This is a genomic window from Herbaspirillum sp. ST 5-3 (assembly GCF_004804275.1).
Classification (GTDB): Bacteria; Pseudomonadota; Gammaproteobacteria; order Burkholderiales; family Burkholderiaceae_D; genus Noviherbaspirillum.
The window spans coordinates 66,097-83,200 of the sequence record NZ_STGI01000006.1; the positions used below are offsets into that span (position 1 = coordinate 66,097).

Annotated in this window: 17 protein-coding genes; 10 read left to right on the forward strand and 7 right to left on the reverse strand. The window is 57.3% G+C overall.

What is annotated here, in order from left to right:
• Positions 1-8 precede the first annotated feature (8 nt).
• Complete coding sequence (locus E6W33_RS13385) at positions 9-287, forward strand: acylphosphatase (RefSeq protein ID WP_136417823.1); 279 nt, start codon at positions 9-11, stop codon at positions 285-287.
• Positions 288-302: 15 nt separating this feature from the next.
• On the opposite strand, the gene E6W33_RS13390 is transcribed toward E6W33_RS13385, so the two are convergent.
• Positions 303-1,211 carry an AEC family transporter gene (locus E6W33_RS13390; RefSeq protein ID WP_136417824.1) on the reverse strand — a complete coding sequence of 303 codons (909 nt, stop codon included), beginning with the start codon at positions 1,209-1,211 and terminating at the stop codon, positions 303-305.
• 139 nt (positions 1,212-1,350) lie between these two features.
• Positions 1,351-3,336 carry a monovalent cation:proton antiporter family protein gene (locus E6W33_RS13395; protein ID WP_136417825.1) on the reverse strand — a complete coding sequence of 662 codons (1,986 nt, stop codon included), beginning with the start codon at positions 3,334-3,336 and terminating at the stop codon, positions 1,351-1,353.
• 116 nt (positions 3,337-3,452) lie between these two features.
• On the opposite strand from E6W33_RS13395, the gene E6W33_RS13400 reads away from it, so the two are divergent.
• From E6W33_RS13400 to E6W33_RS13435, 8 genes are all read left to right on the forward strand, one after another.
• Entirely contained in the window at positions 3,453-4,481 is a 1,029-nt protein-coding gene (locus tag E6W33_RS13400; protein ID WP_136417826.1) for a KpsF/GutQ family sugar-phosphate isomerase, read from the forward strand.
• Positions 4,481-5,008, forward strand: coding sequence for an HAD family hydrolase (locus E6W33_RS13405; RefSeq protein WP_136417827.1), 528 nt, complete (start codon positions 4,481-4,483; stop codon positions 5,006-5,008). The genes E6W33_RS13400 and E6W33_RS13405 overlap by 1 nt, the downstream gene beginning before the upstream one ends.
• A 44-nt stretch (positions 5,009-5,052) precedes the next feature.
• A complete protein-coding gene (lptC, locus tag E6W33_RS13410; protein WP_247869638.1) occupies positions 5,053-5,598 on the forward strand; it encodes an LPS export ABC transporter periplasmic protein LptC in 546 nt (181 codons plus the stop codon).
• A 39-nt stretch (positions 5,599-5,637) separates the two neighbouring features.
• Positions 5,638-6,189: a lipopolysaccharide transport periplasmic protein LptA gene (gene lptA, locus E6W33_RS13415; RefSeq protein WP_136417829.1), complete on the forward strand. Its 552-nt coding sequence runs from the start codon at positions 5,638-5,640 to the stop codon at positions 6,187-6,189.
• Between the two features lie 2 nt (positions 6,190-6,191).
• Positions 6,192-6,932, forward strand: coding sequence for an LPS export ABC transporter ATP-binding protein (lptB, locus tag E6W33_RS13420; protein WP_136417830.1), 741 nt, complete (start codon positions 6,192-6,194; stop codon positions 6,930-6,932).
• 18 nt (positions 6,933-6,950) lie between these two features.
• A complete protein-coding gene (locus E6W33_RS13425; protein WP_136417831.1) occupies positions 6,951-8,438 on the forward strand; it encodes an RNA polymerase factor sigma-54 in 1,488 nt (495 codons plus the stop codon).
• Between the two features lie 105 nt (positions 8,439-8,543).
• Entirely contained in the window at positions 8,544-8,891 is a 348-nt protein-coding gene (gene raiA, locus E6W33_RS13430) for a ribosome-associated translation inhibitor RaiA (RefSeq protein ID WP_136417832.1), read from the forward strand.
• 160 nt (positions 8,892-9,051) lie between these two features.
• Entirely contained in the window at positions 9,052-10,143 is a 1,092-nt protein-coding gene (locus tag E6W33_RS13435; protein WP_136417833.1) for an enoyl-CoA hydratase/isomerase family protein, read from the forward strand.
• Here E6W33_RS13435 and E6W33_RS13440 read toward each other — a convergent pair.
• The 4 genes from E6W33_RS13440 to E6W33_RS13450 are packed head-to-tail and all read right to left on the reverse strand — an operon-like array spanning position 10,140 to position 14,301.
• On the reverse strand, positions 10,140-11,291 hold the full coding sequence (locus E6W33_RS13440) for a deoxyguanosinetriphosphate triphosphohydrolase (RefSeq protein ID WP_136417834.1): 1,152 nt from the start codon (positions 11,289-11,291) through the stop codon (positions 10,140-10,142). The two genes, E6W33_RS13435 and E6W33_RS13440, sit on opposite strands and share 4 nt — an antisense overlap.
• Positions 11,292-12,392 (reverse strand): 3-dehydroquinate synthase, encoded by a 1,101-nt coding sequence (aroB, locus tag E6W33_RS13445; protein WP_282183697.1) that lies wholly within the window; start codon positions 12,390-12,392, stop codon positions 11,292-11,294.
• 8 nt (positions 12,393-12,400) lie between these two features.
• On the reverse strand, positions 12,401-12,949 hold the full coding sequence (gene aroK / locus E6W33_RS27845; protein ID WP_282183698.1) for a shikimate kinase AroK: 549 nt from the start codon (positions 12,947-12,949) through the stop codon (positions 12,401-12,403).
• On the reverse strand, positions 12,949-14,301 hold the full coding sequence (locus E6W33_RS13450) for a hypothetical protein (RefSeq protein ID WP_247869639.1): 1,353 nt from the start codon (positions 14,299-14,301) through the stop codon (positions 12,949-12,951). The genes aroK and E6W33_RS13450 overlap by 1 nt, the downstream gene beginning before the upstream one ends.
• A 40-nt stretch (positions 14,302-14,341) precedes the next feature.
• Between E6W33_RS13450 and E6W33_RS27535 the strand changes: the two genes are divergently transcribed.
• Complete coding sequence (locus E6W33_RS27535) at positions 14,342-14,944, forward strand: hypothetical protein (protein WP_247869640.1); 603 nt, start codon at positions 14,342-14,344, stop codon at positions 14,942-14,944.
• 13 nt (positions 14,945-14,957) lie between these two features.
• Here E6W33_RS27535 and E6W33_RS13455 read toward each other — a convergent pair whose 3' ends face one another.
• Positions 14,958-17,072, reverse strand: coding sequence for a type IV pilus secretin PilQ family protein (locus E6W33_RS13455; protein WP_136418052.1), 2,115 nt, complete (start codon positions 17,070-17,072; stop codon positions 14,958-14,960).
• Between the last annotated feature and the right edge of the window lie 32 nt (positions 17,073-17,104).

Sequence of the window (17,104 nt, forward strand, 5' to 3'; positions counted from 1 at the left end):
GAGGCAAGATGGCAAAGCATCTGCGCATTGTCGGATTGGTGCAAGGTGTGGGCTATCGCGCTTCCTTTGAACGGCAGGCGCTGACCTTGAAGCTGTCGGGCTGGGTGCGCAACCGCGCGGATGGTTCGGTGGAGGCGCTCGTGCGCGGAAGCCCGGACGCGATTGAAAAAATCGTCGCCTGGGCCAGGCGCGGACCGCCAGCGGCTCAGGTACGCGATGTTGCGATTACCGATATCAAGGACGAAGTCGTGCCTGAAGAAGGCTTTGACGTGCTGCCTACACACTAGCAAGCTGCCTGTCGCTCAGGCACGCATTCCCATCCACAGGCCCGCAGGCACGAATGCCAGCGCGGCGAGATTCCCCAGCAGGACAATCGACGCCACCTTGTCCGGTTCCTGCTTGTATTGTTCGGCCACCATGAAACAGAACACCGCCGGCGGCAAGGCTGCAAAGAGATACATCTGACCGCGCTGCATCGGTGTCAGGCTCAGCACACCATCCAGCAACCATGCAACGATCAATCCTGCCAGCGGGCACACGATGGCACCCGCCAGACCGATATGCCAGCTCTTGAAATTCACATCGAGCATGCGCACGCCGAGCGCAAACAGCATGATCGGAATGCAAGCGTCGCCCAGCATTTTCAACGCCTGCATCAGCGGCACCGGCAAGCCGATGTGAAATACGGCGAATACCATGCCGATCATCATCGCCAGCATCATCGGGCTGACCAGAAAGCGCCAGAATGGCGTGTGCTGATTGCGGCCGCTCTCGATGATCTTGATCCCGACGGAAAAGTAGATCAGATTGCAGGCCATGAACAGGGCCACCGCTGCCGAGAGCCCGGCCGTGCCGAATGCCAGTACTGCAAGTGGCAAACCCATGTTGCCGCAGTTGTTGTACATCATCGGCGGCACGAAGCTGCGCGGATCATAACCAAGCAATCGCGCAACCGGCCATGCCAGCAGCCCGGAGCCGAGAGAAATCAGCACGCCGGCCAGGATCAGCGTTCCGTTCTGCGCCAGGTCGAACTCTTTTGCCGCCAGCGCAGTGAATACGAGGAGAGGACACAGCACATCCATGCTGACGCGATTGACGGCGTTCATGTCCGACTTGACGCTGTCGCCACGCAAGCGCGCGTATCCGTAACCAAGACCGATGATGATGAAGACCGGCAGGATAATGCCGAGGATGCGTTCAAAAACTTGCATGGGGAGATTCTTTCGATCAAAGCTGCTGCCTGCAGCATTGTAGCGAGATATGCGCAATCGCGTTTTCTGTGCAGCAATCGAAAGAAGCAATGGCTGGTTTGCTAATGCGAGGGCAAGTTCGATGAGGTATAGGGCAGCGTCATTTCAGCAAACGCTCCTCTGCCCGAACAACACTCTCGCTGGCTCCGCGCAAGACCACGATGTCGCCGACATGCAGGATTGTTTCCGGCGTAACCTCGACACGGCTCTTGCCGCGTCGCACGATCGACACCTCGGCGCCGAGCTCGCCCAGTTTCAGCGCCGTGAGTGATTTTCCGACGGACTTCGCGCCTTCGGGTACGGTCACGGAATGCAGCCGCACATGCATATGGTCCGCGTCTTCCGGCGCATCGCTGGCGCCGTGAAAATAACCGCGAAGCGAGGCATAGCGTTCGTCACGCGCCGCCTGCACGCGATGAACGACGCGCCGCAGCGGCACACCCAGCATCACAAGTGCATGCGACGCCAGCATCAGGCTGCCCTCGATCGCTTCCGGCACCACTTCCGCCGCACCGGCCTCGCGCAATTTGTCGAGATCGGAATCGTCGTGGCTGCGCACGATGACCGGCAACGCGGGCGCCAGCTCATGGGCAAAATGCAGGACTTTGAGTGCGGACGGCGTGCTCGCATAGGTAACAACCAAAGCAGCAGCACGATGAATGCCGGCGGCAACAAGACTCTCGCGGCGCGCGGCATCGCCATACGACACATTGGCACCGGCGGCCTGCGCCTCACGCACGCGGTCGGGGTCGAGATCCAGCGCGTGATAGGGAATGTGTTCTTCCTCCAGCAGCTTGGCCAGGCTCTGGCCGCTGCGACCGAAACCGGCGATCAATACATGCTTTTGCGTACTCATGGTGCGGGTCGCAATTTGCGTCAACGCAAGCGACTGCATCATCCACTCGTTGGCGGACAGCTTCAACACGATGGCATCGGACTTGGCGATGATGAACGGCGCAGCGAGCATCGACAACACCATCGACGCCAGGATCAACTGGATCAGCAAGGGATCCATCAGCTTCAATCCTCCAGCCTGGTTCAGCAGGACGAAACCGAATTCGCCGGCCTGCGCCAGGCCCAGGCCGGTGCGCAAGGCCACGCCCGTCGATTGCCCGAACAGCTTGGTCAACATCGCGATCAGGCCGAATTTGAGCAGCACCGGGCCGATCAGGAGCAGCAGCACCAGCCACCAGTTTTCCATCACCAGCCGCATGTTGAGCAACATGCCGACCGTAATGAAGAACAAACCCAGCAGTACATCGCGGAAGGGTTTGATGTCTTCTTCCACCTGGTGCTTGTACTCGGTTTCCGAGATCAGCATGCCGGCAACGAAGGCACCCAGCGCGAGCGACAGGCCAGCCTGTTCCGTGATCCATGCCGCACCCAGCGTGATGAGCAGGAGGTTGAGCATGAACAGTTCCTGCGAGCGGCGCTTGACGACGATGTGAAACCAGCTGCGCATCAGGCGCTGTCCGATCACCAGCAGCAAGACCAGCACGACGCCGGCCTTCATTGCAGCCAATGCAAGCGTGACGAGAAGGTCTTCGGTATTCATGGCCAGCGCCGGTACCAGAATCAGCAGCGGCACCACGGCGATATCCTGGAACAGCAGGATGCCGACGATCTGCCGGCCATGCTGGCTGTCCAGCTCCAGCCTCTCGGTCAGCATCTTCGAAACGATCGCTGTCGAAGACATCGCCAGCGCGCCGCCGACCGCGAACGCCGCGCGCCAGCTGATGTTAGACAGTTGCGGCAACAAGTGCGCAGTGAGCCATCCGAACAACATGGTAGCCAGCAGCGTCAGCAGCACCTGCGCCATGCCAAGGCCGAACACGGTCTTGCGCATCGATGACAGCTTCGGTAGCGAAAACTCAAGGCCGATCGAGAACATGAGAAACACCACGCCGAATTCGGCCAGCTTGTTGGTCGTCTCGGTTTCATGGACCATGCCAAAACCGTAGGGCCCGACGACGACGCCGACAAGCAGGTAGCCGAGCATGGGCGGCAGATGCATCATGCGAAATGCCACCACGCCGAGCACGCCGGCGCTTAGTAGAATAAGCGTGAGTTCGAGAGCCGAAAACATGGGTTATGAAAAATGCATCGAAACGCGGCGTCGTTTTTTCGCTTTGGCTGGCTCGACACAGATTTTTGTTATGACTGGCAGATTTTTTGCTTTCACAATTCGTTTATACTTCCCGCATGAGTGTAACCGATGCAAAATCCCCGCCGGAAGCTTTTGATACAAAAAGCGCAAAACGCGCGCTGGATCTCGCCTGCGAAACGCTGCAGATCGAAGCGGACGCGATTCTCGCGCTGAAAAACCGACTTTCCGGCAACCCGGGCGACAGCTTCTTGCAAGCCGTCGCATTGTTATTGCAATGTCATGGCCGCGTCGTGGTTTCCGGCATTGGCAAGTCGGGCCATATTGCCCGCAAGATTGCAGCCACCCTTGCCTCGACCGGAACGCCGGCACTATTCGTGCATGCCGCCGAGGCGCTGCACGGCGACCTTGGCATGATCACCCAGAACGACGTGCTGATCGCCATTTCCAATTCCGGCGAAGCGGCAGAATTCATCTCGATCATCCCGATCATCAGACGCATGGGCGCAAAGCTCGTGGCGATCACCGGGAACGAGGCGTCGCGCCTGGCGCAACTTTCCGATATCCACCTGGATGCGCGCGTCGACAAGGAAGCTTGTCCGTTGAACCTCGCTCCCACGGCCAGTACCACCGTCACGCTGGCCTTGGGCGATGCGCTTGCGGTGGCATTGCTCGACGCCCGCGGTTTCCGCGAAGAGGACTTTGCCCGTTCGCACCCGGGCGGCGCGCTCGGCAGGCGGTTGCTTACCCATGTGCGTGACGTGATGCGCAGCGGTGATGCCGTTCCCGCCGTGACCGCCGGCATCTCGCTGCCGACCGCCTTGCTTGAAATCACGAAAAAAGGCATGGCAATGACTGCCGTGGTGGACGATGCGCACAAGGTCATTGGCGTCTTCACCGACGGCGACTTGCGACGTCTGATCGAGACCGTGCAGGATTTCAGCAAGCTGACCATGGCCGATGTCATGCATCACAATCCGCGCACGATCGGCCCGGATCAACTGGCGGTTGAAGCCGTCGAGGTGATGGAACAGTTTCGCATCAACCAGTTGCTGGTGGCGGATGCCGACGGGACATTGGTCGGCGCGCTCCATATTCATGATCTGACTCGCGCCAAGGTGATCTGATGCAGGACGATGCTCTCGCCAGGGCCGCGCGCATACGGCTCATGATTTTTGATGTGGATGGCATCCTGACCGACGGCAGCCTGCACTACGGCCCGAACGGCGAGATGATCAAGACCTTTAACGTGCTCGACGGGCATGGCATCAAGCTATTGCAGCAATCCGGGGTGTCAACGGCGATCATCAGTGCGCGCAAGTCGGATATCGTTGTCCGGCGTGCGTCCGATCTCGGGATTCACCATGTTTATCAGGGCGTGCATGACAAGCGCATGGCCTTCGAGCAATTGTTGTCGGATACCGGCACTGCCCCTGAAGCATGCGGATTCATCGGCGACGACGTGATTGACCTGCCCATCCTGTTGCGTTGCGGATTTTCCGCCAGCGTGCCGAACGCGCACAGCGAGGTGCGATCGCGCGTCCATTACCTCACGCAGGCTGGCGGTGGTCGTGGTGCGGCCCGCGAACTATGCGATTTCATCCTGCGCGCGCAAGGCAACTACGAGGCGGCGCTCGCGCCGTATCTGGCATGATCAGCGGCCGTGCGGGACTCCGCTTCCGCATATTGGCAATCGCCTTGCCAGCCATTGCACTGGCACTCGGGAGCTTCTGGCTGCTGGAGGTGATGCGCAGGTCGGCCAGCGATTTCATTCCGAATCAGGAACGCAGTGAACCGGATTTTTATGTCGAGAAATTCAGTTACGTGAAGCTGGGAAAGACTGGCAAAGTGCAATACCACTTTTCCGGCGCGAAGTTGACGCACAACCCAAAGGACGACTCCTACGACATCACACTGCCGGTCATCAACAATCTCGGCGAAGCGACGATGCCGATGACGATGCGTTCCGAACGGGCACATGTCAACAGCGATAACAGCAGGATCCAGTTGTTCAACAATGTGCAGGTCGACCGCCCCGCATCGGCGACGAGTCAGCATCTGCACGCGACTTCAGAATATCTGCTGGTCCTGCCCGACGATGAAGTGATGAAAACCGATGAGCCGGTGGAAATCACAGTCGGCGCATCCACGCTCAGCGGCGTCGGCATGTTCGCTGACAATGCGACGCGTGAGTTCCGCCTGACCAGCAATGTTCATGGCACGTATCAAGTCCCGCAGCGTTAAATCGGGATATAACTTGAGGCACCACTTTCGAGACCATACATGAAACGTTTCTTCTCCTTGCTGCTGTTGATGTTCAGCACAACTGTCGCAGGCGGCGCACATGCCGAGAAAGCGGACTCCGAGAAACCGACCAACGTCGAAGCCAATCAGATGGCCTATGACGATGTGAAGCAAATCAATACCTTCACCGGCAATGTGATCCTGACGCGCGGCACGCTGGTAATGCATGCGCAGAAGTTGACCGTGTCCCAGGACCCGGCGGGTTACCAGTACGCAACGCTGCTTGCCGCGCCGGGCGGTCTCGCCACGTTTCGTCAGAAGCGCGACGCCGGCCCGAATCAGTGGGTCGAAGGGCAAGCCGAACGCATCGAATACGACGGCAAGTCGGAGATCGTGAAACTTTTCGCCAAAGCCAGGATACGCAGGCTGGAAGGAACGAAGCCCACCGACGAGGTCGAGGGCGAATTCATTTCCTACGACAGCCGCGCCGAGTTCTTCACGGTCAACAACACGCCGTCCGGCGAGAACAAGGTGGGTGGCGGCCGCATCAAAGCCGTTATCCAGCCGCGTACCGAGTCAAAGGGCAAATGAAGATGGCAAGTACTCTGGTCGTCCGCGGCTTGCAGAAAAGTTATGGCACACGCCAGGTTGTGAGCGACGTATCCTTGGAGGTTGAAAGCGGTGAGGTCGTCGGGCTGCTCGGCCCGAACGGTGCGGGCAAGACAACCTCGTTTTACATGATCGTTGGTCTGGTTCCGTCGGATGCGGGTGAGATCGACCTGAATGGTGTCGGCATTTCGCGCTTGCCGATCCATCGGCGTGCAGTGCTCGGCCTGTCCTATCTGCCGCAGGAAGCGTCGGTGTTTCGCAAGCTGAGCGTGGAAGACAACATTCGCGCCGTACTCGAACTCCAGCGCGTCGACGACAAGCCGCTGTCGCGCGACGAGATCGAAAAGCGCCTGAATACGCTTCTCGCCGACTTGCAGATCGAGCGACTTCGCGAGAACCAGGCCTTGTCACTCTCGGGCGGCGAACGACGGCGTGTGGAAATCGCGCGGGCACTGGCAACGAATCCGCGCTTCGTGTTGCTGGATGAACCCTTCGCGGGGGTCGACCCGATTGCGGTGATTGAAATCCAGCGCATCGTGCGATTCCTGAAGGAACGCGGCATCGGCGTACTGATCACAGACCACAACGTGCGCGAGACGCTCGGTATCTGTGATCGTGCTTACATCATTAACCAGGGCTCGGTACTTGCGAGCGGTCGCCCGGACGACATCATTGCCAACGAATCAGTGCGGCGCGTGTATCTGGGTGAACACTTCAGGATGTAAGGGCAGCTTGGCAAACACATGAAACAAACTCTCCAACTTCGAATCTCGCAACATCTTGCGCTGACGCCTCAGCTGCAGCAATCGATCCGCTTGCTGCAGTTGTCGACGCTTGAACTGCATCAGGAGCTGGAACAAATCCTTTCCGACAACCCGCTTCTGGAGCGCATCGACGACCCGCTCGACAATTCCGTCCGCCTGCTGGCGGATGGCGCAATCAGCGCGACCCCGAGTCTCAACGGGAGCACGTCAGAAGCACCGGCGTCCGATAGCAGCCCTTCTGCTCCGGAAGAATCGGAAGGCGGCTTTGAAGGTGGCGATGCCGGCGATGCACCTGCATCCGGCGAAGGCGAATGGAGTTTCGACGATGTCGCGCGCACATCCAAGGCACCGGAAGACGACGATTCGCGCCCGCAACTTGAGGCGCATGAGACAACCTTGCGCGAACACCTGCTGGAACAAATGCGCGTCACGGTGCACGAATTGCGCGACCGCGCCTTGGTCGAATTGATCATCGATGCCTTGAACGACAACGGCTATCTGGAAGAACCGATCGAGGAAATCCATGCACGCTTGCCGGAGGAGCTCGGGGTCGACATCGAGGAATTGCAGGTCGCGTTGAGATTGCTGCAGAGTTTCGATCCGGCGGGTGTCGGCGCGCGCAATGCCTCGGAATGCCTGTCGATTCAAATCCGGCGCTTCCCGAAAGTACCGATGGTGACGCGTCGCCGGGCATTGCAGATCGTCGAGAATCATCTCGCCCTGTTCGCGCAGCGCGATTTCAACAAGCTGAAGAAAATCCTCGATTGCGACGATGAAGACCTGCGTGAAGCGCAGTACGTGATCAAGCAGTGCAATCCGCATCCCGGCGCCCTGTTCGCGTCCGACACATCGGATTTCGTTGTGCCGGATGTCATTGTCAAGAAGACAAAGAACGGCTGGCAGGTGATGCTGAACCACGACGTCATGCCGCGCCTGCGGGTCAATGCGATGTACGCCAACATCCTCAAGCAAAGCAAGGGTGAGGGGTCACTCACTTCTCAGCTGCAGGAGGCCAAATGGCTGATCAAGAATATGCGGCAGCGCTTCGACACGATATTGCGCGTTGCACAAGCCATCGTCGACCGCCAGCGCAACTTTTTCTCGCACGGCGCGGTCGCCATGCGCCCTCTTGTCTTGCGTGAAATTGCTGATACACTTGGTTTACACGAGAGCACTATTTCTCGTGTAACAACTCAAAAATACATGCTGACTCCTCATGGCATGTTCGAGTTGAAGTACTTTTTCGGTAGCCACGTCGCCACCGAAGCGGGAGGAGAAGCGTCTTCGACGGCGATACGTGCACTGATCAAACAATTGATAGGAGCAGAAGACCCCAAGAATCCATTCTCAGATAGCAAAATCGCGGATATGTTGGGGGAACAAGGCATGGTGGTCGCACGACGCACAGTCGCGAAATACCGCGAAGCCCTGAAAATCCCTCCAGTCAATCTGCGCAAATCCCTGTAGTCATTGTGTTGTAGTGTTGTCTCGTTGCTGTGTTCCGGCGTAGCCTGCTACACGGAATTGCAGGCATGTTGGGAACCTCCGGCGACGCTATCCATAGGAGCGCGTATGAATCTCACAATCAGTGGACATCATCTCGAACTGACACCCTCCATCCGTGAGTATGTGCAGACCAAGCTGGAACGGATCAAGCGCCATTTCGATCATGTCATTGATGTAGCGGTCATCCTGGCCGTGGAAAAGCTCCCTGAAAAGGAAAAAAGGCAAAAAGCCGAAATCAACCTCCGACTGCGAGGAAACGTCATCCATGTTGAGAGTATCGCCGAGGACCTGTATGCGGCAATCGACATGTTGATCGACAAACTGGACCGCCAGGTCCTCAGATACAAGACCAAACTCCAGGATCATCAGCACGCAGCGATCAAGCACATGCCGGACGTGCAGACTGCAGCCTAGGGAAACCATTTTTGCCGACGACGTCGGCTGCCAAAATCAGGGCGCATTCGAATGCGCCCTTTTTTATTGCCCGCAGCGCCGGAATCGACTGTCAATGGCGCGACTGAAGTGTTTCAGCATTGCCGCTAGAATACGTCGGACATCAACCATTCCATCCGTCATGACTGAATTCGTTCATACCGCCATCAAGAACAAGATCGGCTTCATTACACTCGATCGCCCCAAGGCACTCAATTCCCTGTCCCTCGAGATGGTACGCACCATCACCGAAGCATTGCTCGCATGGCGCAATGACGACGGCGTTCGCGCTGTGCTGATTCGCAGCAGCAGCGACAAGGCATTCTGCGCCGGCGGCGATATTCGCTTCTTCTACGAAGCCGGCCGCAACACGCCGCAGCACGGCGGCGCGCTACTCGAGGACTTCTTCACGGAAGAATATGCACTCAACCATCTCATCCACCATTATCCGAAACCGTATATCGCCGTCATGGATGGCATCGTCATGGGTGGCGGCATGGGCGTTGCACAAGGCGGCGAATCGAACCGCCTGCGCATCGTCACCGAGCGCACCAGGATGGCGATGCCGGAGGTGAACATCGGGTTGTTTCCGGACGTCGGCGGCAGCTACTTCCTGTCGCGAGCTCCAGGCCAACTCGGTACCTATCTCGCGGTAACAGGAGAGATCATCGGCGCAGCGGATGCGCTCTATGCCGGCCTGGCCGATGTGTACATCCCTTCGGCACAACTATCCTCACTGGTGGAGCTGATGGAATCGACGGAGTACTCTGACGCACGTCAGGCAATTCGCGATTTCGCAAGGCAGTTCGAGACGCATGCAGATCCCGCGCGCAGCGCCCTCGCCCTGGAACGCGCGACGATCGATCGGCACTTTGTGCACGACCAAGTCGCTGCGATCGCTTCATCACTGCAACACGACGACAATGCCTTTTCGCAGAAGACGCTGAACATCATGACGAAGCGGTCGCCGCTGATGATGTGCGTGACGCTGGCGCAATTGCGGCGCGGCGCGAGCATGAACGTCGCAGAATGCCTGCGCATGGAGCGCACGATGGTTCGGCGCAGTTTCGAGAACGGTGAAGTGCTGGAGGGAATCCGGTCCGTTGTCATCGACAAGGACAATGCGCCGAAATGGATGCCGGCGACATTGGATGGCGTCACGACAGAGATGATCGCTCGCTTCTTTGACCCGGCCTGGCCCTCGCATGCACATCCGTTGCGGGATCTCGATTAGATCTCGTCGATTCGAAACAGCCGTCGGTGTTCGCGCATGGCGTAGCGGTCAGTCATGCCGGCAATATAGTCGGCCACCTTGCGCGCCAGCGCTTGCACCTTGTCGTCGCCTTGCTCGTCCGAGAGCACCTGATAGTCCGGCGGCAGCAGGCGCGGCTCCTGCATGAAGGCCTCGAACAGTTCACGAATGACGCGGCGCGCCTTGCTCGTCATGCGGTTGACCATGTAGTGGTGGTACAGATTCTCGCGCAGGAATCGCTTCAGCTGCGCCGCCTGTTGGCGCATTTCGTCCGAGAAGGTAATCAAGGCAGGTGAATCCCGCACCTCGTCGACGCTCTTCAATCCGGCATCCTGAATGCGCGTCTGCGATGTTTGGATAAGATCGACGACTAGGGCGTTGATCATCCGGCGAATGGTTTCGTGTATGGCACGCCGGCCGCTGATACCCGGATAAACCGCTTCCACTTCGCTGCGATGCCGTGCGTAGAAGTCGATTTCATCCAACTGCGCGGTCGTCAGCAATCCCGATCGCAATCCGTCGTCGACATCGTGATTGTTATACGCGATCTCGTCGGCAAGGTTCGCCAATTGCGCTTCCAGCGTCGGCTGCTTCTTCTGGATGAAGCGCAATCCGATGTCCCCAAGCTGTTGTGCATTCGGGTGCGAACAATGCTTGAGTATGCCTTCACGCGTCTCGAACATCAGGTTCAGGCCATCGAATGCGCCGTAATGCTCCTCCAGATCATCGACCACGCGCAGGCTTTGCAGGTTGTGTTCAAAGCCACCATAATCCTTCATGCAGGCATTCAGCGCCTCCTGTCCCGCGTGGCCGAACGGCGTATGGCCGAGGTCATGTGCGAGTGAAATCGCCTCGACCAGGTCTTCGTTCAGATGCAGGTTACGCGCAATGGAGCGTGCGATTTGCGCGACTTCGATGCTATGCGTCAGCCGAGTTCGAAACAAGTCTCCCTCGTGATTGACGAAGACTTGCGTCTTGTATTCAAGTCTTCGGAACGCGGTGGAGTGAATGATGCGATCGCGATCGCGCTGGAATTCGCTGCGCGACGTCGGTGGCGTTTCCGGAAAGCGCCGTCCCCGCGAAGCCTCTGGCCGTGCGGCATAAGGTGCGAGGTAGGCGTCGAAATTCATTTATTTGACACTGTCTTCCAGGGTCGCCAGCAAGGCATCCTGCGGAACCGGCATGATGATTGATGTGCCAAGCGGCTTGAGCAGAATGAACTTGATCTGACCGCCTTCGTTTTTCTTGTCGACCTGCATCAGCTCCAGCCAGCGATCCTTGCCGAGATTCGGCGCCACCACGGGCAAGCCGGCAGCCTTCACCAGTGCGACGATGCGCTCCTTGGTCATGGCATCGATAAAACCGAGACGATGCGACAAATCCGCGGCCATTACCATGCCGCAACCCACCGCCTCGCCGTGCAACCACTCGCCGTAGCCTAGTCCTGCTTCGATGGCGTGGCCAAACGTGTGGCCGAAATTCAGAATGGCGCGCAATCCTCCTTCACGCTCGTCCTGTCGCACGACATCCGCCTTGATCTCGCAGGATCGCTTGATAGCGTACGCCAAGGCATCCGCATCGCGGGCGACGAGCTTCGCGATATTCGCCTCGATCCAATCGAAAAACGGCGCGTCGATGATCGCGCCATGCTTGATCACTTCTGCGAGGCCGGCGGCAAGTTCGCGTGCCGGCAAGGTATTCAGCGTCGTGGTATCGGCAATGACGGCACGCGGCTGGTAAAACGCGCCAATCATGTTCTTGCCGAGCGGATGATTGATGCCGGTCTTGCCGCCAACCGATGAGTCGACCTGCGCCAGCAAGGTCGTCGGTACCTGGATGAAGGGCACACCGCGCATGTAGGTCGCTGCGGCAAACCCCGTCATATCGCCGATCACCCCGCCGCCAAGAGCGATCAGCGTCGTCTTGCGATCACACTTTTCGCCGAGCAGAACGTCAAACACCCGCATCAGGTTGGACCAGTTCTTTTCTTCTTCTCCATCAGGCAACACAACCGTCGTGACCTGTTTGCCGGCCGCGGTCAGTCCGCGAACCAGTGTATCGAGATACAGCGGACCGACAGTAGTATTAGTGACAATTGCTGCCCGTTGGCCCACGATATTGCGGGCCACCAGGTCGGAATCGGATAGAAGAGACTGCCCGATGGCAATCGGATAGCTACGATCCCCTAGATCGACATGCAATGTGATCGGGGAAGCTTGTTGCGTCATCATCAAAAGTATCAGGAAGTTGGGTTCGTCTTATCCCCGCCCTGCCCCTTGGAACACGATTCCAGCTGGGTCAAGATGGTTTGTACCAGTGATTGTACGTTAGGACGGCCGGTATCGATAATCAGATCGGCAACTTCAAGGTAATAAGGCTCGCGCTCACGAGAGAGTTGTTCGAGCTTTTGGCGCGGATCGGCGGTCTGCAGCAAGGGCCGGTTCTTGTCGTGACTGGTCCGCTGAAGAATGCTGCTGACGCTCGCGCGCAGATAGATTACCGTGCCATGCGCCTTGAGGCATGCACGATTTTCCGGGCGCAATATTGCTCCGCCACCAGTCGCCAGCACAATGTTGTCAAGTTCCGCCAGCTCGCGAATCACTTCCGATTCGCGCTGACGAAACCCCGCCTCTCCCTCGATTTCAAAGATCAAAGGAATAGAGGCGCCGGTACGCGCCTCTATTTCATGGTCAGAATCGATGAAGCGTTTGTCCAGCTTTTTGGCGAGGGCGCGGCCGACTGTCGTCTTGCCGGCGCCCATCAGGCCTACGAGGAAAATGTTTGACACTAGTAGGCTACGTTACACGTACTCTCTCCATAGGGATTCGGGGATCCTGGAGGAGGAACGCTTTGATTTTGCAGATCTACTGCCGATACTGGCAAGACATATGCTTGGGTGCTATAGATTGCTTCGGTTCCGGCCACGCTGCCACGGACGGTCAGAATAACCGACGTCCAGTTTCCCCTGTCTTTCGGATAGCGAATGGAAATGATTGCCGTACCATTAGCATCGGTTTGCCCACTCGAAGTGACATTGAGCGGCGTCCTTGGATCCAGTGTCCCGTTGCCGTTGAAGTCTTCACCCGGATCCAGGACGCCGTTCATGTTGCTGTCCTCGTTAGCGCAGTCATGCGTGTTGATCATGCCCCAACCAGTACCGCTTGCTAGTCCCAAGAGTACCTCTTCCGCCGTGAAATAGTGGTACTGGCCCTTGGTATATCCAGTGACACGAATAGACGCTGTAACCGTAACGTTAGGTACAGGATTACCGGATACGTCTGTTACGAAGACTGAATAGTCTTGTTTATACGTCGTCGAGTTCGGTACTTCAAGTGTATTACCCGTACCCGCCGTGATGAACAGAGATTTCCTGGACACCGTCAAGGCCGTTGTCGCACTCTTGCTCGTGCCCTGGATTTTTGCCAGGACCTGAACGCCGTTGACCTCTGTCGTTGCGGAGCCGGCGATAAAATCCACCGTGGCGCTGCCGTCACGTCCTGTTGTGGCTACCGGGGTCGAAAGACTTCCGCCGCTCGCATCATTGACGATCGTGAACTCAATGACCGCGTCTTTGACAAGGTTATTATTTGCTGGTCCATCACGTACTACCGCAGTCAAACGGCTTCTTTCACTTTGCGTCGTTGCATTGGTCCCTATCACGGCAGGATCAGCCTGCAACGTAATGGTGGCCGCTGATGTCAATGGCGCCGCGAATTCCAATGTGGCTTGTGCCGTTGGCCCATTAACGATAGTAGCAATAATTGTCGCAATCCCGGTCGTATCAGACTTGATATAGGCTTGCGCATTGCCTGCTGTGACGGGCACTCCGCTTGCAGCCAGCGCGGTCTCGCATCCACTGTCCGAATACAATGTTCCTCGGGACGCGCTGATATTGACGGTTCCGGACTGTGCTACGCCGGCATTCTCGTAGCGCGCCGCAATTTGGGTACATGCGCCAATGTTGGCCTGCGCGTTCCCTGAACTATTAACGGTGGTGCCGACGGTTGTTACACTCAGGCTGACGGAGTTCACGGCAAATGAAAGCGCTTTGCTTGCTCCCTGTGACGCGATGGAGAGCGTATCGGTGCCCGATTGAGATCCGGAAACGCGGACGGATACCTGGCCCAATGAGTTGGTCAACGGTGTGGTCGATGTTCCACCTCCAGATGACGTGACTGCAATGGGATTTCCCTTTGTCGACGAAACTGTGACCGGTACGTTTGGTACTGCCACTCCGGCAGAATCCTTGACTGAAATGACAAAGTCGCCCGTACCTCCGGCCGTCACTGTTGTCGGACCTGTTGCTGTCACTGCGGTTCCGCTCACCGCGACTGTGCCGGTTGCTGAAACGGTTCCCGCCGTGGCGGTAATCGTGATAGTTCGATTGGTGCGATCGCCAGATGTGCTAAGCGTGGCAGTTGCCTTGCCGCTTGCGTCCGTGATTGCGGATACTCCGCTCAGCGCACCGGAGTTTGCTGAAAAAGTCACCGGCACGGCTGGAATGGTGTTGTTACTGGCATTCTTGACGACAGCCGTTACGGTAACTTCAGTGCCGCTCGCACCCGATGAGGGCAATTCGGGTGTGCTGAATAGCAAGGAAACGGTGGTCGGTGTCGTGGTAGTAGAGCCATTACTACCGGCAACAACGCCTGGCGATCCTCCGCCTCCCCCGCATGAAGCCAGCATGAACGCTGCAAAGCCAGTGACTCCCACACGGGCCACATTTCGGAAAATATTTGTTATCGAGCCAAATTTCATGTTTATCCCTGTTTTTATTTCTTGAATCTTGTTGACGATCAGCGCGTCACTACTCGGTCATTGACGATCTTTGGTGTGATGAATATCAGCAACTCCGTCTTGTCGTTCGTCCGCGTCGTTGTCTTGAACAGATGCCCGACGACTGGAACATCCCCTAACAAAGGCACTTTTGCCTCGGAGTCTCGTTCAGTTTGCTGGAAGATGCCGCCAAGCACCACTGTTCCGCCGTTCTCCACAAGGACCTGTGTCTTTACATGCTTGGTATCGATGGCAAAACCTGATCGAGTCTCAACGCCGACACTATCCTTGTTCACATCAACGTCAAGGATAATGTTTCCGTCCGGGGTGATCTGCGGTGTCACTTCAAGCTTCAGGTTTGCCTTGCGGAAGGCAATGGAGGTAGCTCCGCTGGATGTGGCGACCTGATAAGGAAGTTCTGTGCCCTGCTCGATCAGTGCCTTCAGTTGATCGGCCGTCACCACGCGTGGGCTGGAAATGATCTTGCCTTTGCCGTCTGCTTCCAGGGCTGACAGCTCAAGATTCAAGAACCGGTTGGCTGCGGCGGAAAAAAGGCTTACTGCAAGGCTCGGGGGCGTCAGTCCGTTAAAGCCGGTGGCAGGCAAGCTCACAAATTGCGTATTGTTATATGCTGCCCCGGAATCTCGCGCCTGCCCCGTCTGTTCGCCAACACCGACATAATTTCCAGTAATCGCAGCGCGCGTGTCACCGTTAATCTGGTATCCCGCATCACCGCCGCGAAGATTGCGCATGTCATTAAAGCCGAGTTTTGCGCCAAGACTCTTGCTGAACTTGTCGTCAGCCTCGACAATGCGTGCCTCAATCAGCACCTGCTTCGACGCGATATCGGTCTTCTGCACCAACTTGCGCACCTCCTCGATCTTGGAGGCAATATCCGTCACAAAAAGTTGATTGGTTCGCGGATCAATCACGGCGCTTCCGCGCTTGGACAAGATGCTTCTCTTGCCTTCCCCTCCCCCGTCAAGGCCGAACACCTGTTTGAACGCTTCCGCTTTCTGATAATTGAGTTGGAATATTTCGGTTCGCAAAGGTTCGAGTTCCGCAATCTGTGCTTTCTGTTCCAGCTCCAGTTTTTCTTTTGTGAGCAGTTCGTCTTTCGGCGCAATCCACAGAACGGAACCGTTCTTGCGCATGTCGAGGCCCTTTGCCTGCATCACGATATCGAGCGCCTGATCCCATGGAACATCTTTGAGACGCAGGGTGAGATTTCCGCTAACGGAATCGCTGGTAATGATATTCAGACCGGTAAAATCGGCGATAACCTGCAAGACCGCACGGACCTCAACATTCTGGAAATTCAACGAGAGACGCTCACCCCGATAACCTTGCGTACCTTGCACCAGCTTGTTTGGTTCTTCCTTGATGGGCTTCACTTCCACAACAAGCTGAGTATCGCTTTGATAGGCACTATGCTCCCACAAGCCTTTAGGCTCGATCACCATGTGCACATTTTCGCCTTGCGGTGTCGTCGTGATTGTTTGCACCGGCGTGGCGAAGTCGGTAACGTCGAGACGACGCCGAAGGACTTCCGGCAGGGAAGTCTTCAGGAAGTCGACCACGATCGTCTGGCCTTGTTGCCGTACATCGACCGCAACTTGATTGCTCGGCAGATCGACGACAATGCGGCCTTCACCTCCCGGTCCGCGACGGAAATCGATATCGCGCAAAGTCTGCTTGCCGGTCTCGGCGGGTTTCGGCGAGATTGGAATTCCCGCGGCATTCACCGCAGTCGCAACGCCCCCGGATCCGTCAATCGTCACAATCACCATATTGCCCTCGACCGCCGTCGCATAGTTCAGCGGACGCAAGAGGTTGAAGACCAGCCGGGACCGCTCCCCTGCCTGCACCACATTCACGTTTCGCACGTCACCCAGACCAATATCCTGAGCTGATTTGCCAGTCGCGTTGGCAGTGCCGGCGAAATCAAGTGCAATGCGTGCCGGACTGGTGATGGAGAAGCCAATCGGCGGTTTGGTGACAGCGTTTTTCAGCATCACCTTGATGATAACGTTCGCGCCCTGTTGATTCGCACTGATCGACTCGATGGCGTTCTGTTGCGCAAGGCCGGTTCCGCATACAACCAGGAGGCACGCAAAAACGCATCGCTTCAACATGTCATGCACAGTCACGTCCAAGCATTCGAAGT

Coding starts and splice junctions, on each gene's coding strand:
- E6W33_RS13395 (WP_136417825.1), bottom strand. CDS start 3,336: ATGTTTTCGGCTCTCGAACTCACGCTTATTCTACTAAGCGCCGGCGTG.
- E6W33_RS13400 (WP_136417826.1), top strand. CDS start 3,453: ATGAGTGTAACCGATGCAAAATCCCCGCCGGAAGCTTTTGATACAAAA.
- lptB (WP_136417830.1), top strand. CDS start 6,192: ATGGCAAGTACTCTGGTCGTCCGCGGCTTGCAGAAAAGTTATGGCACA.
- aroB (WP_282183697.1), bottom strand. CDS start 12,392: ATGATGACGCAACAAGCTTCCCCGATCACATTGCATGTCGATCTAGGG.
- E6W33_RS13385 (WP_136417823.1), top strand. CDS start 9: ATGGCAAAGCATCTGCGCATTGTCGGATTGGTGCAAGGTGTGGGCTAT.
- E6W33_RS13405 (WP_136417827.1), top strand. CDS start 4,481: ATGCAGGACGATGCTCTCGCCAGGGCCGCGCGCATACGGCTCATGATT.
- E6W33_RS13390 (WP_136417824.1), bottom strand. CDS start 1,211: ATGCAAGTTTTTGAACGCATCCTCGGCATTATCCTGCCGGTCTTCATC.
- E6W33_RS13440 (WP_136417834.1), bottom strand. CDS start 11,291: ATGAATTTCGACGCCTACCTCGCACCTTATGCCGCACGGCCAGAGGCT.
- E6W33_RS13425 (WP_136417831.1), top strand. CDS start 6,951: ATGAAACAAACTCTCCAACTTCGAATCTCGCAACATCTTGCGCTGACG.
- E6W33_RS13435 (WP_136417833.1), top strand. CDS start 9,052: ATGACTGAATTCGTTCATACCGCCATCAAGAACAAGATCGGCTTCATT.
- lptA (WP_136417829.1), top strand. CDS start 5,638: ATGAAACGTTTCTTCTCCTTGCTGCTGTTGATGTTCAGCACAACTGTC.
- E6W33_RS27535 (WP_247869640.1), top strand. CDS start 14,342: ATGGGATTTCCCTTTGTCGACGAAACTGTGACCGGTACGTTTGGTACT.
- E6W33_RS13455 (WP_136418052.1), bottom strand. CDS start 17,072: ATGTTGAAGCGATGCGTTTTTGCGTGCCTCCTGGTTGTATGCGGAACC.
- raiA (WP_136417832.1), top strand. CDS start 8,544: ATGAATCTCACAATCAGTGGACATCATCTCGAACTGACACCCTCCATC.